The sequence below is a fragment of the Janthinobacterium sp. DSP2-3-3 genome, assembly GCF_049897325.1.
Classification (GTDB): Bacteria; Pseudomonadota; Gammaproteobacteria; order Burkholderiales; family Burkholderiaceae_D; genus Janthinobacterium.
The window spans coordinates 92818-107711 of the sequence record NZ_JAFCWA010000014.1 but is presented as its reverse complement, the minus strand read 5'-3'; the positions used below and the strand labels follow the sequence as shown (position 1 = coordinate 107711).

Genomic DNA, 14894 nt, shown 5'->3' with positions numbered 1-14894 from the left:
ATGACTACCCTTCTTCAGCGTGACATTCAAACCTGGCGCGATATCGGCGGCCTGCACACGGCCGAGGAAATCGCCCACCAGCCGGCCATCTGGCGCGCACTGGCCAGCATTTTGCGCAGCGAGCAAGCCAGCCTGGCCGCCTTCCTGGGCGACGCGCTGTCCAATCCCGCGCAGCGCGTCATCCTGACGGGCGCCGGCAGCTCGGCCTATGTGGGCGAAATTGTCGTCGACACCTTGAATGCCGCCTGGCCCGCGCACATCCGCGCCATCGCCACCACCACCCTGCTGACCCACCATGAGCTGTACCTGGAAGCGGACGCGCCCACCCTGCTGGTCTCGTTTGCCCGCAGCGGCGACAGCCCGGAAAGCCTGGCGGCCGTGGAGCTGCTGCGCGGGGTCGTGCCCGGCGCGCGCTTTTTGAACATCACCTGCAACGCCGACGGCAAGCTGGCGCGCCAGGGCGCGAACGACGCCAATACGTATAACCTGCTGATGCCAGCCGGCAGCTGCGACCGCGGCTTTGCCATGACCAGCAGTTTCAGCAGCATGCTGCTGGCGGCCCTGTCGGTGCTGGGCAAGGACACGGATCTGACTCGCCTGGAGACGCTGGCGCAACTGGGCGAACAAGCGTTGCGCGACTGGTCGGCTCCCGTGGCGGACCTGGGTTCGCAGCCAGTGCAGCGCGTGGTCTACCTGGGCAGCGGCCCGCTGGAAGCGCTGGCCAAGGAAGCGGCCCTGAAAATCCTGGAACTGACGGGCGGCCGCGTGATGGCGATGGCGAATACCGCGCTGGGCTTCCGCCACGGCCCGAAATCGGCCGTCACCACGGAGTCGCTGGTGATCCTGCTGCGCAGCAGCAAGCCGCTGGCGCGCCAGTACGAGGACGATCTATTGAAAGAACTGCAGCGCGACAGCGTGGCGCAGACGTGCCTGACCGTGGGCATCGGCGGCGACCTGTCGGCCGATGCGCCGGCCTGGCCCGACGCCTGGCTGGCGCCATTGTGGCTACTGATGGCGCAGCAATATGCGCTGCACCAGTCCGCGCTGCTGCAACTGCGCCCCGACAATCCATTCGCCGGCGGCATCGTCAACCGTGTCGTGCAAGGCGTCACCATCTATGGCCATGACCAATTCTAATCAGACAACGGGCTACCACGCGGGCTACCACGGCATCGACATCGGCGGCAGCAAGATGGAGCTGGTGGCCTTTGCCGACCGCGACGGCGCGCTGACGGAAGTGTTCCGTGAGCGGGTGGCCACGCCTGGCGACGATTTTGCCGCCTTCGTGCAAGCCATCGTCGACCTGGTGGCGCATGGCGACGCGGCACTGGGCACGACGGCGCCCGTCGGCATCGGCTTGCCTGGCGTGATCGACAGCGCCAGCGGCCGGCAACTGAGCTCCAATGTGCCCGCCCTGAACGGCCGCCTGGTGGCGCAAACCTTGCAGCAAGCCTTGCAGCGCCCTGTCGCCATCGGCAACGATTGCCAGTGCTTCGCCCTGTCGGAAGCGCAAGGCGGCGCGGCCGAGAATGCCGCCAGCATGTTCGGCGCCATCCTCGGCACGGGCGCCGGCGGCGGCTATTGCGTGAGCGGCCAGCTGCTGCGCGGCTTTAACGGCGTGGCCGGCGAATGGGGCCACTGGAGCCTGCCCGCCACCCTGCTGGCGCAGCATGGCCTGGCCGAGTATTGCTGCCCATGCGGCAAAGCGGGCTGCCTGGAACGCTATGTCTCCGGCCCCGCCATGAGCAAGTTATATGCGCATTTTGGCGGAGAAGGCACAGAGCCGTTGGCCACGCTGGCCATTATCGCCCGCGCCAACATCGGCGACGCCGTGGCCCAACGCACGGTGGCCGTGCACCTTGATGTGCTGGGCCACGCGCTGGCCGGCCTGGTGCTGGCCTACGACCCGCACGTCATCGTGCTCGGCGGCGGCCTGTCCAAGCTGCCGCACCTGTACGACAGGCTGCCGGCCGCCGTCAAGCGTCATTTGTTCCCCGGCGTGCACGTGCCGCCCATCTTGCCGCCCCGCTTTGGCGATGCCGGCGGCGCGCGCGGCGCGGCCCTTTTGATACGACAACATACCAAGGCGTAAACATCATGAAGCAAGTGGAAAACCCGACTTTTACCTTGTCCCCGATCCAGCAAGTGATCAAGGCGCACCGCCGCGGCGAACGCGTGGGACTGTACGCCGTCTGCTGCAGCCACCCGAGCGTGCTGCGCGCCGCCATGCGCGTGGCCAGCGACTATGACACCGTGCTGCTGGTCGAAGCGACGTCGAACCAGGTCGACCAGTTCGGCGGCTACACGGGCATGACGCCGGCCGTTTTCCGCGACACCATGCTGGCACTGGCGCGGGAACAGGGTTTCCCGACCGAGCGCCTGGTGCTGGGCGGCGACCATCTTGGCCCGAACGCCTGGCAGCACCTCGACGCGGCCACCGCGATGGCCCACGCCGAGACCCTGATCGCCGCGTATGCGTCGGCCGGTTTCCATAAAATTCACCTCGATTGCAGCATGCGCTGCTTTGACGACCCCTTGCAGCTCGACGATGAAACCGTGGCCGCACGTTCGGCGCGCCTGTGCATCGTCGCCGAAGCGGCGGCCGCCGCCGCCGGCTTCGAGCCGCCCGTCTACGTGATCGGCACGGAAGTGCCGATTCCCGGCGGCGAAGCATCGCTGGCGCAGGCCGGCGCCGTCACCAGCCCGCAAGCGGCGCGCCGCACGCTGGACGTGCACCGCCGCGCCTTTCTCGACAAGGAACTGCATGGCGCATGGCGCCGCGTGATCGCCATGGTGGTGCAGCCGGGCGTCGATTTCGACCAGAGCAGCATCCAGCACTACGACGCGGATGCCGCCACCGAGCTGTCGGCTTTTGTCGCCGAGCAGCCTGGCCTGGTATTCGAAGCCCATTCCACCGACTACCAGCGCGAATCGGCTCTGCATGCCATGGTGCGCGACCATTTCGCCATCCTGAAAGTGGGCCCGGCCGCCACCTTCGCCCTGCGCGAGGCGCTGTACGCGCTGTGCCAGATCGAGCAGGAACTGCTGCCGGCGCACGCCACCTCGCAGCTGATGCAAGTGCTCGACGACGTGATGGCGGCCAAGCCGAAGAACTGGATCAAGCATTACCTGGGCACGCCGGACGAACAGCGATTGATGCGCCGCTATGGCTTGAGCGACCGTTGCCGCTATTACTGGGGCGAGCCGGAAGTGGCTGCCGCCGTCGACAAGTTGCTGGCCAACCTGGACGCGCTGACGATACCGCTGCCGCTGTTGAGCCAGCATTTGCCGGAACAGTACCTGGCCGTGGTGCAGGGCAGCCTGCCAGCACAGGCGCCAGCCTTGATCGAGCACAAGATCGGCAGCTTGCTGGCGCAATATGCGCGCGCCTGCAACCGCAATGCGGCAGTCCCCGTCATTGCCGAAGCGGCAATCTGTTAAGCTCGGTATTTTCATTTTTTACTGAGCCCGCCACCATGCGAAATACCAGCCAACGCCGTGAATCCATCCTCCAAATGCTTGCCCAGCACGGCTCGGTGCAAGTGACCGATCTGGTGGAAAAGCTCGGCGTGTCCGCGGTCACCATCCGCAGCGACTTGAATGCGCTGGAAGCGCAAGGCATGGCCACGCGCAGCCACGGCGGCGCGACGCTGACGCGCACGCCGCCGCTTGAACACACGATACGCCAGAAAGATGCCATCAACCACGAGCAGAAGGAGCGCATCGGCGCCTTCGCGGCGCGGCTGGTGGAACCGGGCGACAACATCATCATCGACTCGGGCACCACCACCATCTCGCTGGCGCGCCATTTGCGCGATGCGACCGGCGTGACGGTGGCCACGAATGGCCTCAACATCGCATGGGAACTGGCCGACGCTCCCGGCGTGGACCTGATTCTGACGGGCGGCTTGCTGCGCAAGCAGTCGCTGTCGATCCAGGGCAGCCAGGCCGAAACCTGTCTGCAAGCGTACAGCTTCGACAAACTGTTTTTGGGCGTGGACGGCTTCGACCTGCAATTTGGCGTGACCACCCACCACGAAGCGGAAGCGAGCTTGAACCACAAGATGGTGGAACGGGCCAAGAAAATCATCGTCCTCACGGACGCCTCCAAGTTCGGCCGCGTCAGCCTGCACCGCATCGTGCAGCTGGACCGCGTCGATACCGTCATCACCGATGCCAGCATCAGCCAGGAATACCGCGAAGGGCTGCAAAAGCTGGGCATCGAACTTTTTATAGCGGAATAACACATGCTGAGCGGCAGAATCCTTACCCCATCTGGCTGGATCACGGGCACCATCACTTTTGATCAGCGTATCGTCCAGATACAAGAAGACCCTGCCGCCGACAGCGCGCTGACCATTTTGCCCGGTTTTATCGACCTGCACGTGCACGGCGCGGCCGGCGTCGACATCATGGAAGGCGGTGACGCGGGCGCCACCGTGGCGCAGGTGCATGCGCGCCACGGCACCACGGCCGTGCTGGGCACCACCCTGACGGCCAAGGAACCCTCGATCCTGCGCGCCCTGCAAGGCCTGGCCGGCGTCATCGCCGAGCGCCCGGCCAACGGCGCGCGCATGCTGGGCGTGCACCTGGAAGGACCATTCCTGAACCTGCACCGCCTGGGCGCGCAGCCGCCCGACGTGGTACAAGCCAGTCTGGCGCTGGTGCAGCGCTTTCACGCCATCGCCCCCATCAAGGTACTCACCATGGCACCGGAAATCCCCGGCCATTTGGCACTGATCCCGCAACTGACGGCGCTGGGCATCCGCGTGCAGATCGGCCACAGCGCCGGCACGTATGACGAAGGTGTCGCGGCCCTGAAGGCGGGCGTCTCCGGCTTCACCCACCTGTACAACGGCATGACGGGCATGACGCACTACGACCCCGGCATGGTGGGCGCGGCGCTGGCGCATGCCGAATACGCGGAAATCATCCCCGACCTGCAGCACGTGGCCAAGGGCGCCCTGCGCGCCGCCCTGCGCGCCATTCCGCGCCTGTACGGCGTGACGGATGCCACTTCGGCCACCGGCATGCCGGACGGCGAATACGGCCTGGGCACGCAGCGCGTGTACAAATGCCTGGGCTGCGTGCGCCTGGCCACAGGCTCTTTGGCCGGCAGCGTGCTGACCATGGACCAGGCGCTGCGCAATTTCGTCGACCTGGGCCTGGACCTGGCCGACGCCTCGAACCGTTTGTCGCTGTATCCCGCCGACTACCTGGGCGAATCCGAACGGGGCCGTTTGGCGCCCGGCGCCTGGGCCGACATCGTCGTCCTCGATGCCAACTTGCAGCCAGTGTCCGTCTTCGTCGAAGGCGCGGCCATCGATCTTTCCACCCGCTAGACCACCTCCCCCAACCTCAACCCCGTCCCGGAGTTTTCATGCACGACACGTCACACAAGGCCCCTGTGTGGGCCATGCGCTACCTGCTATTTATTGCCGGCATGGGGGGATTGCTGTACGGCATAGACATCGGCATCATCGCCGGCGCCCTGCCTTACCTGGAATCGACGGCCTCGGTGGCCTGGAAACTGACAGCCCAGCAGCTGAGCTTTATCGTCGCCGCCGTGCTCTTGGGTTCCGTCCTGTCTTCGCTGTTCGCCGGCGCCCTGGCCGACCTGCTGGGCCGGCGCTGGGTGATGTTCCTGGCCGGCGCCCTGTTCAGCGCCAGCATTCCGCTGATCGCGCTGGCCGACGGCTACACGCCGTTGCTGCTGGGCCGCCTGCTGCAAGGCATCAGCGGCGGCTTGATCGGCGTCGTCGTGCCCCTGTACCTGGCCGAATGCCTGCCCGCGCAACAGCGGGGACGGGGCGCGGCCCTGTTCCAGCTGCTGCTGACCATCGGCCTGGTGGCGGCCGCCCTGATCGGCCTGCTGCAGGCGCAGACGGTGGATACGGCAACGCAAGCGGCGCAAGCCTTGCCGGAAGCGGGCCGCATCGCCGCCATCTTCACGGCCAAGGACCACGCCTGGCGCAGCATCTTCTGGGTCTGTTTGACGCCGGGCCTGGTATTTACCGTCGGCGCCCTGCTGCTGGCCGAATCGCCGCGCTGGCTGGCGCAACGGGGCCGCATCGGGCAGGCGCGCCAGTCCCTGCTGCGCACGCGCCTGCCCGCAGCCGCCGAGCTGGAATTGCGCGAGATGCAAGACACGCCAGAGAACGCGGCAAAGGCGAGTGGCAAGGCCAGGGATCCGCTGCTGAGCCGCCGCTACGTGCTGCCCTTCCTGCTGGCTTGCCTGATCCTGGCCTGCACGCAGGCGACGGGCATCAATTCCATCCTTGCGTATGTCGTCAACATCCTCAATCAGGCGGGCTTGTCGGGCGCCTCGGCCAACATGGCGGACGTGCTGCTGAAGGTACTGAATGCCGTGATGACGGTGGTGGCCGTGCTGCTGGTGGACCGCAAGGGCCGCAAATTCCTGCTGATGCTGGGCACGGGCGGCATCGTCATCTCGCTGCTGGCGGCCGGCTTGCTATTCCGCGGCGCCGAAGCGCACCTGGCCGACGTGCGCCCCGCCATCGCCACTCAGGTACAGGCGGACGGCCTGACCCTGCACCTGGACACCGCCACCCTGCAAGCCCTGGGCGCGGCGGCCGACGGCACGCCGCAACAACTGACCATCGCCTACGCCTACGGCCCGTTCACCAACGTGAAAAGCTTGCGCAGCGACGATCCCGTGCTGCGCCAAGTGTCAATCGCCCGCGAAGACGCCGTGCAGGCCGACAGCGTGATTGGCGTCTTCTTCCGCAAGCTGCACCTGAATCCGTTCGCCGACCCGGCCGCCGGGCGCGAGGCGCCGCTGCGCATCGAAAAGGCCAGCCTGGGTCCCGTGCCGTCGTCCACGCATGGCTGGCTGGTGGCGATTGCCATCTGCGTGTTTGTTTCCAGCTTTGCCGTGGGACCGGGCGTGTGCGTGTGGCTGGCCCTGTCCGAGCTGATGCCGACACGCATACGCTCGAACGGCATGAGCATCGCCCTGCTGGTGAACCAGTTCGTCTCGACGGTGATCGCCGCCATCTTCCTGCCGACCGTGGGCTTGCACGGCTATTCGACGCTGTTCTTCTTCGGCGCCGGCTGCACCGTGCTGTACTTCCTGGCGGCCGCGTTTTTATTGCCAGAGACGAAGGGCAAGACGCTGGAAGAAATTGAAGCGCATTTCGCTAAGTAAGCCAAAGTAACCATTTGTAGCAGTCTCCTTTCCAGCCCCGGCCACATCCGGGGCTGTTTTTTTGCCTGCAAGGCAAGCTTGCAGGCTGGCGCACACGGCAAAGTACAGTTTTCCTTCTGGAATCTTGGCCGCCTGGGCTAGAATCTGGCTGCGTCGTGCTACTCACGAGGCGGCAATGGCGCCATGACAAAAACTACCAGGAGACACAGTGAGCTTATTTAGAACCAAGAATTTGGATGACATGATTGCCCACAGCAAGAAGCCGGGAGGACTGGCCAAGGTGCTGGGGCCCTTCGACCTTGTCCTCATGGGCATAGGCGCCATCGTCGGCACCGGCATTTTCGTGCTCACCGGCACGGGTGCGCTGACGGCCGGCCCCGCCCTGTCGTTATCGTTTGTCGTGGCCGCTGTCGCCTGCTGCTTCGCCGCCCTGTGCTATGCGGAATTCGCCTCCACCGTGCCGGTGGCCGGCTCCATCTACACCTACAGCTATGCCACCCTGGGCGAGCTGGCCGCCTGGATGATAGGCTGGGACTTGCTGCTCGAATACGGCCTGGCCGCGGCCGCCGTCTCCGTCGGCTGGTCCGGCTACTTCCAGTCGCTGCTGTCGGGCTTTGGCATTACCCTGCCTGCGGCCCTGACGGCCGCCCCGGGCGCCCTGCCGGGCGTAACGACCTTCATCAACCTGCCGGCCCTGGTCATCATGCTGCTGCTGACGGCCATGCTGGGCTGGGGCGTGCGCGAATCGGCGCGCCTGAACAACATCATGGTGGCCATCAAAGTGGGCGTGGTGCTGCTGTTCATCATTTTCGGCGCGCGCCACGTGCAGCCGGCCAACTGGCAGCCCTACATGCCGTTCGGCTACCATGGCATGCTGAGCGCCGCCGCCCTCGTGTTCTTCGCCTTCATCGGCTTCGACGCCGTGACCTCGGCCGCCGAGGAAGTCAAGAAGCCGTCGCGCGACTTGCCAATCGGCATTATCGGCTCCTTGGCCGTGTGCGCCGTGCTGTACGTGGTGGTGTCAGCCATCATGACGGGCATCGTGCCGTATCAAAAATTCCTCGGCGTCGACCATCCCGTCTCGCTGGCCCTGCAATACGCGGGTGAAAACTGGATCGCCGGCTTCGTCGACCTGGGCGCCATCCTCGGCATGACCACCGTGATCCTGGTGATGGCCTTCGGCCAGACGCGCATCATCTTCGCCATGTCGCGCGACGGCTTGCTGCCAAAACGCCTGTCGACCGTGCATCCACGCTTCCATACGCCGTTCTTCGCCACCTGGCTGGTCGGCATCGTGTTTGGCCTGATCGCCGCCGTGATCCCACTCAACATCCTCGCCGAGCTGATCAATATTGGCACCCTGGCCGCCTTCACCATGGTCTCCGTCGCCGTGGTGGTGCTGCGCAAGAAGCGTCCCGACCTGCCGCGCGCCTTCCGCTGCCCCGGCGTGCCGTATGTGCCGGCGCTGGCCGTGATCCTGTGCGTGGGCCTGATGACCTTCCTCAGCTGGGTCACCTGGATGGCCTTTACCATCTGGCTGGTGATCGGCCTGGTCATCTACTTCGGCTACGCGCGCCGGCGTTCGCTGCTGCACCCGCCGCAGTAAAAAGTCCAATGCAGCGACATATTCTGTCGCTGCCGCGGTTAAGATGGCGGTCTCGCAAGCAACGCAGGCCGCCATCCATGCAACGTTCCCCCGACCTCATCGCACAGCTGGACCAGAGCACGGACCAGCTCAAGCGCGCGCGCCTGCGCAACATGCAGCTGCTGGCCGCCGGCCTGCTGCTGCTGGCCGCGCTGGTCTTCGCCGTGGCCCGCTCGCAGCGGGGCGGCCATCCCGCCTGGGGCTATGTCGAAGCATTCGCCGAAGCGGCTATGGTGGGGGCGATAGCCGACTGGTTCGCCGTCGTCGCCCTGTTCCGCCACCCGCTGGGCATTCCCTTGTGGCATACGGCCATCATCCCTAACAGCAAGGCGGACATCGGCCGCAGCCTGGGCGCCTTCGTGGAAAACCATTTCATTACCGAGCAAGGCATCGCCGAACGCATCGTGCAAGCCGATCCTGCCGCGCGCCTGGGCGCCTGGCTCAGTGACGAGGTCCACGCGCAGCAGCTGGGCATGGCCAGCGCCGGCGTGGTGAAACAGCTGCTGGCGATGGCCGATCACGACAAACTGGGCCGCCTGTTGCGTGTACAGGCCAGCAACTACCTGGGCCAACTGAATCTGTCGGACGTGGCGGCCGACTGCATCGATGCGCTGATCGCCGACGGCAAGCCGCAGGAACTGCTGGACTTCCTGCTCGACCGCAGCGCCGCCTACCTGGACGACGAGGCACACCACGCCGCCATCGGCGACTTCGTGCTGGGCGCCTTCCAGATCGAGAACGCGCTGGTGAAAAAAGCCGTGAAAGCGTACGAGCCGCGCATGATCGCCTCGCTGCAAAAGTTTGCCCTCGCCGTGCGCATCGACCCGGCCCACCCGCTGCGCCAGCGCATCGCCGGCTGGATCGCCGACAGCGCCTTGCACCTGAAGGCCGACCCGCACTGGCAGGATACCGTGCGCCGCTACCAGTTGCAGCTGATCGCCAGCGATACGCTGCAAGCCATGCTGGGCGACGTCTGGAACCACATCCGCACGCGCCTGCTGGCCGACCTGCACGCGGACCAGCCCGTGCTGGCACAAGCGATCGCCAGCCTGGCGCGCAACACAGGCCAGGTGCTCGGCACGGACCAACATGCACGGGAATGGCTGAACGATGCCATCGTCGCCGGCAGCGGCTCGCTGGTGCGCCGCTACCGGGGCGAAGTGGGCACCTTCATCGCCGGCCGGCTGGACCTGTGGAGCAAGGACGAAATGAGCGAGCGCATCGAACTGGCCATCGGGCGCGACCTGCAATTCATCCGCATCAACGGCACCATCGTGGGCGGCCTGGCCGGTTTGCTGATCTACGCCGTCAGCCATGCGTTTTAAGCCTGCAAGCCATCGTCACCAGCGCTGCGCGGCTCCGCCTTCGAAGATGATTTTCTGTTGATCCGCGCAGCCGAGCCGGGCCAGGGCCTGGCCCTTGTGCCGCAGCTGTACGCGCAGGAGGAAATCGCCGCCGGGCGCCTGGTGCATGTGCTGGACTTGCCCTGGCCCGCGCGCTTTGCCTGTTACCTGGCGGCGCGGCCCGACACGGCCACGCGCCCTGCAGATCAGGCATTCATGGCATGGGTCTGCGAAGAGGCGCAGGCGGCTAAAGCGCCCCATCTCCGTCCGCGCACGACACCACGCCGCACACGGTGCTGAACAACATCGGCACGCCGGCGCGTCCCATGGCGATGCAAGTCACGGCCGGTATTACAGCCAATAACAGAGCCAGGTAGGCGATCGCCTTCAGACGCCGCACGGGTGAGCGGAACACGCCCGCACCCGGCCCTTGCGGATGGCGCGCGCTGCCGGACGGCCGCTGGTCCTTGTACACCGCTTCGCTACCCCTTGCCGGTATTTTCGTAAGCATGTCCGTCTCCTCCATCCACAGTGACCAGCCTGGCATGTCAGGCCGGGCGTGCCTTCGCATGCCGATCTGCATGCATTCTATTTTGCCGCATAAATTTACCAAATACAATAAATAAATCCACAAAAAAATAGTTTCCTCTATCAATAGGTAAGCAGCATGGCGGAAAAATTGCCTTACCCGAGAGTGAAGATGCCTACAACACGCTGCCGCTCCCGTCAAGACTTACATTTCCCAGCGCAGGAAAACTAAATTAAATCATTAAAATCATAATATTTGTTTAAATCATTTTTATTTAATGTATGATGGTTTTCAAGGAAAAATCAAGGCGATACAGCAGCTCTCCTTGCTTCGGTCGCCCGACATCTCTGCCTTCTTTATAGGAGACAAGCACATGAACAAAATCCTGGCCTTGCGCCTGCTCGACGCCGCCGATGACGCCGCCATCATCATCGATGCCGGCTCGCGCATCCGCTATGCGAACGACGCCATGTACGCGCTGAGCGGCTATGCCTCGGACAGCCTGACGGACCGGCAGCTCGAAGCGCTGCTGCCGGACGCCGTGCGCGAACAGCATGGCGCGCAGATCGGCGCTTATCTGGCCGGTGAAAAGAAGTCCACGGTACTCGGGCACAAGCGCCATTTCGCCATGCGCCACCGCGATGGTTCGATGCTGCCCATCGTGCTCAAGGCCATGGATCTGGGCAAGCTGGACGATGAGAACTACATGGGGGCCTTTTTCATCGACCAGCGCCACGAACTTGCCATGGAACAGCAGAATGCGGCCCGCTGGAAGCAACTGCAGCGCAGCGCCCTGAGCGACTCCCTGACCCGCCTGCCCAACCGCCGCGCCTTCGAGATCGACGCCGCGCGTGCGGCAGCGCAGGCCCGGCGCGCGGGCAGTCCGATGACCATCGGCATCGCCGACATCGATTTCTTCAAGAAGGTCAATGACCAGCACGGCCACGCCGCCGGCGACGCCGTGCTGCAAGCCATCGCGGCCGTGCTCCAGTCCCAAGCGCGGGCATCCGATATCGTCGCCCGCGTGGGCGGCGAGGAATTCGGCCTGCTGTTCCCCCATACGGACATGGCCATGGCGCGCCAGGTGGCCGAACGCATCCGCCTTGCCGTGGCCGCAACGTGCGTCGACTTCGAGCAGACGCCCATCACGGCGACGATCAGCATCGGCCTGGCGCCGCTACCGGCAGACGGCGACTGGAACGCCGGCTTCGAACTGGCCGATACCGCGCTGTACCAGGCCAAGAAGAATGGCCGCAACCGCGTCGAGGAAGCTGATAGAGCAACATGTGTGTCAAATCAGCAGCAGCTATTCATGCAGGAAACGGGCGCGGCCATCCAGGCGGCAAGCCGCACGCTGCATGCATCCTGGCAAACTTGATGTAGATCATAATTTTTTGAACAAGCTCTTGCTATCCTGTAAAAAAATGACGGGAGTCCTGGATGAGCAAGACGCAGCCGAGCAATGTGGAGCGACAAATTGAACATGAGCGCCAGGGCAGCGCTTGGCAAGGCACGCCGGCGCCCGACTATCCGGAAAACGCACCGGAAGGCGCCACGCTGGACCTGCTGCTGAACGCCTGGATGGGCAAGTTTACGGGCGGCATTTCGCCGGCCGCGCTGGGCAACGCCTATACCGACTGGCTCAGCCACCTGGCGCTGGCACCATCGAAGCAGCAAACCCTGCTGCAGGAAGCGTGGAAGAAAATCGGGCGCTGGCAACAATTTGCACTGCAATCTGCGCTGCAGCCGGCCCGGGCCGGCAGCGCCAGCGAGCCAGCGTGCATCGCACCGCTGCCGCAGGACCGGCGCTTCGAGGACCCGGCGTGGCAGCGCTGGCCGTACAACCTCATCTACCAGGGCTTCTTGCTGCAGCAGCAATGGTGGCACCGCGCCACCACGGGCGTGCGCGGCGTCTCGCCGCACCACGAGGATGTCGTCACATTCACCGTGCGCCAGTGGCTCGACATGCTGGCGCCGTCGAACTTCATGCTGACCAATCCCGTGGTGCGGCAGGCAACCTTGGCAAGCGGCGGCGCCAACCTGGCGAACGGCGCGCAGCACCTGGCCGACGACTGGCGCCACGCCGCCATGGGAGCATATGCACCCGACCAGCGCAGCTACAAGGCAGGCGACAAGGTGGCCGTCACGCCCGGCAAGGTGGTCTACCGCAATGACCTGATCGAGTTGCTGCAATACGCGCCGACGACTGCGACAGTGCACGCCACGCCGCTGCTGTTCGTGCCGGCGTGGATCATGAAGTACTACATACTCGACCTGTCGCCGCACAATTCGCTGGTGGGCTACCTGGTGGACCAGGGCCACACGGTGTTCATGATTTCATGGAAAAATCCGCTCGAAGAAGACCGCGAGCTGTCGCTGGAAGACTACCGCCAGCTGGGCGTGATGGACGCGCTCGACGCCGTTGCGCGCATCACGGGCGCGCCGCAGGTGCACGCGGCCGGCTACTGCCTGGGCGGCACCCTGCTGGCGATTGCCGCCGCAAGCATGGCGCGCGACAGCGATGCGCGTTTGGCCAGCCTCACCATGCTCGCTTCACAGGTGGACTTCAAAGAACCGGGCGAACTGTCGCTGTTCATCGACGAGAGCCAGGTGAGCTTCCTGGAAGCTGCCATGTGGAAGCAGGGCTACCTCGATACGAAGCAGATGGCGGGCGCCTTCCAGCTGCTGCGTTCGAACGACCTGATCTGGTCGCGCCGGCTGCGCCATTACCTGCTGGGCGAAGACGAGCGGGACAGCGACCTGATGGCCTGGAATGCGGACGCCACGCGCATGCCTTGCCGCATGCACGCGGAATACCTGCGCCGTTTGTTCCTGCACAACGACCTGGCCGAAGGGCGCTACCGCACGGCAGGCCGGCACATCGCCCTGCCCGACATCGACGCGCCCATCTTTGCCGTGGGCACGCTGACGGACCACGTGGCGCCATGGCGCTCCGTCTACAAGCTGCAACTGCTGACCGACACAGACGTCACCTTCCTGCTCACCTCGGGCGGCCACAACGCGGGTGTGGTCTCGCCGCCGGGCCAGGCACGCCGCAGCTACCAGCTGGCCACGCACCGTCACGACGCGCCGTATATCGACGCGGACAGCTGGCAGCGCGACGTGCCGCGCCACGACGGTTCGTGGTGGCCCGCCTGGCAAGCCTGGCTGGCAGAGCGCTCGGGCGCGCAGGTGGCGCCTCCGGCCATGCCCCCTGGCCTGGCCGACGCGCCGGGCGACTACGTGCTACAGACTTGACAACCGACTTCCGACAACCGAGGAAAACGCCATGCCCTACACTACCCTGCTGGTCCACGTAGACAATTCCCACCACTGTGCCCAGCGCATCCGCCTGGCCGTGCGCCTGGCCATTGCAGAAGGCGCCCACCTGATCGGCTCGGCCATGAGCGGCATCTCGCGCTATGCGTATGGCGGCGGCGTCAACGCGCTGCAATTCGCGCCGGCGCAGATGCAGGCGCTACGCACCCAGGCCAGCGTAGCCTTGCACGACTTCGAGCGCATCGCCCGTGAAGAAGGTCTGGGCACCTACGAAACGCGCTTCGTCGACGACGACGCGCAAGGCGCGCTGCTGCTGCAGGCGCGCTATTGCGACTTGCTGATTCTCGGTCAGACCGACGCGCAGGATACGCCGTCGCGCGTCATCGCCGGCACGCCCGAATACCTGATGCTCCATTGCGGCAGGCCCGTGCTGATGGTGCCGCATGCGCCGTCCGCTGCGCTAGCGGGCAACGCGCAGCATCCGCTGCTGGCCTGGAACGGCAGCGCCGAAGCGCTGCGCGCCATCACCGATGCGCTGCCGCTGCTGCAACGCGCGCAGCAGGTGACCCTGGCCGTCGTCAATTCGCACGCCCAGCCGGCCGCGCACGGCGAGCAGCCGGGTGCCGACCTGGCCCTGTACCTGGCGCGCCACGGCGTCAACGTCGAAGTGCTGCAGCACGACACTCCGCCGGGCCAGGACGTGGGCGCGGCCCTGCTGGCCATGGCGACGCAGCGCCAATGCGACCTGGTCGTGATGGGCTGCTACGGCCACATGCGCCTGCGCGAAGCGCTGCTGGGTGGCGTCACGCGCACGGTGTTGCAGGAGATGACCTTGCCGGTACTGGTGTCGCACTGACAGCATCAAGCTGCCTCGTCCTGCACGCCCTTGCCGGCCTCAAGCATCTGCTGCCGGACAAGGACGGGGTTTTC

The 14894-nt window shown here is 65.4% G+C and carries 12 protein-coding genes and 1 pseudogene; 12 read left to right on the top strand and 1 reads right to left on the bottom strand.

Annotation, left to right across the window (positions count from 1 at the left end; translation table 11 throughout):
* From ACP7DE_RS23795 to ACP7DE_RS23755, 9 genes and pseudogenes are all read left to right on the top strand, one after another.
* Complete coding sequence (locus ACP7DE_RS23795) at positions 1-1137, top strand: SIS domain-containing protein (RefSeq protein WP_426074401.1); 1137 nt, start codon at positions 1-3, stop codon at positions 1135-1137.
* Positions 1124-2092: an ROK family protein gene (locus ACP7DE_RS23790; protein WP_426074400.1), complete on the top strand. Its 969-nt coding sequence runs from the start codon at positions 1124-1126 to the stop codon at positions 2090-2092. Before ACP7DE_RS23795 ends, ACP7DE_RS23790 begins: the two co-directional genes overlap by 14 nt.
* A 5-nt stretch (positions 2093-2097) precedes the next feature.
* Positions 2098-3441, top strand: coding sequence for a D-tagatose-bisphosphate aldolase, class II, non-catalytic subunit (locus ACP7DE_RS23785; RefSeq protein ID WP_426074399.1), 1344 nt, complete (start codon positions 2098-2100; stop codon positions 3439-3441).
* A gap of 35 nt (positions 3442-3476) precedes the next feature.
* Positions 3477-4244 carry a DeoR family transcriptional regulator gene (locus tag ACP7DE_RS23780; RefSeq protein WP_426074398.1) on the top strand — a complete coding sequence of 256 codons (768 nt, stop codon included), beginning with the start codon at positions 3477-3479 and terminating at the stop codon, positions 4242-4244.
* 3 nt (positions 4245-4247) lie between these two features.
* A complete protein-coding gene (locus ACP7DE_RS23775) occupies positions 4248-5342 on the top strand; it encodes an N-acetylglucosamine-6-phosphate deacetylase (RefSeq protein WP_426074397.1) in 1095 nt (364 codons plus the stop codon).
* Positions 5343-5380: 38 nt separating this feature from the next.
* Positions 5381-7168, top strand: a complete 1788-nt coding sequence (locus ACP7DE_RS23770) for an MFS transporter (RefSeq protein ID WP_426074396.1) — start codon at positions 5381-5383, stop codon at positions 7166-7168.
* A gap of 208 nt (positions 7169-7376) precedes the next feature.
* Complete coding sequence (locus ACP7DE_RS23765) at positions 7377-8774, top strand: amino acid permease (protein WP_426074395.1); 1398 nt, start codon at positions 7377-7379, stop codon at positions 8772-8774.
* A gap of 77 nt (positions 8775-8851) precedes the next feature.
* Positions 8852-10138, top strand: coding sequence for a DUF445 domain-containing protein (locus ACP7DE_RS23760; RefSeq protein ID WP_426074394.1), 1287 nt, complete (start codon positions 8852-8854; stop codon positions 10136-10138).
* A gap of 21 nt (positions 10139-10159) precedes the next feature.
* A pseudogene (locus ACP7DE_RS23755) lies at positions 10160-10456 on the top strand (LysR substrate-binding domain-containing protein); the annotation flags it as partial.
* Here ACP7DE_RS23755 and ACP7DE_RS23750 read toward each other — a convergent pair.
* Positions 10404-10667, bottom strand: a complete 264-nt coding sequence (locus tag ACP7DE_RS23750) for a hypothetical protein (protein ID WP_426074393.1) — start codon at positions 10665-10667, stop codon at positions 10404-10406. The pseudogene ACP7DE_RS23755 and the gene ACP7DE_RS23750 overlap by 53 nt on opposite strands.
* Before the next feature lie 391 nt (positions 10668-11058).
* On the opposite strand from ACP7DE_RS23750, the gene ACP7DE_RS23745 reads away from it, so the two are divergent.
* The 3 genes from ACP7DE_RS23745 (at position 11059) to ACP7DE_RS23735 (ending at position 14820) form a co-directional block, all read left to right on the top strand.
* A complete protein-coding gene (locus ACP7DE_RS23745) occupies positions 11059-12063 on the top strand; it encodes a GGDEF domain-containing protein (RefSeq protein WP_426074392.1) in 1005 nt (334 codons plus the stop codon).
* Positions 12064-12125: 62 nt separating this feature from the next.
* Positions 12126-13943 (top strand): PHA/PHB synthase family protein, encoded by a 1818-nt coding sequence (locus ACP7DE_RS23740; protein ID WP_426074391.1) that lies wholly within the window; start codon positions 12126-12128, stop codon positions 13941-13943.
* 31 nt (positions 13944-13974) lie between these two features.
* Complete coding sequence (locus tag ACP7DE_RS23735) at positions 13975-14820, top strand: universal stress protein (protein WP_426074390.1); 846 nt, start codon at positions 13975-13977, stop codon at positions 14818-14820.
* Positions 14821-14894: the final 74 nt, after the last annotated feature.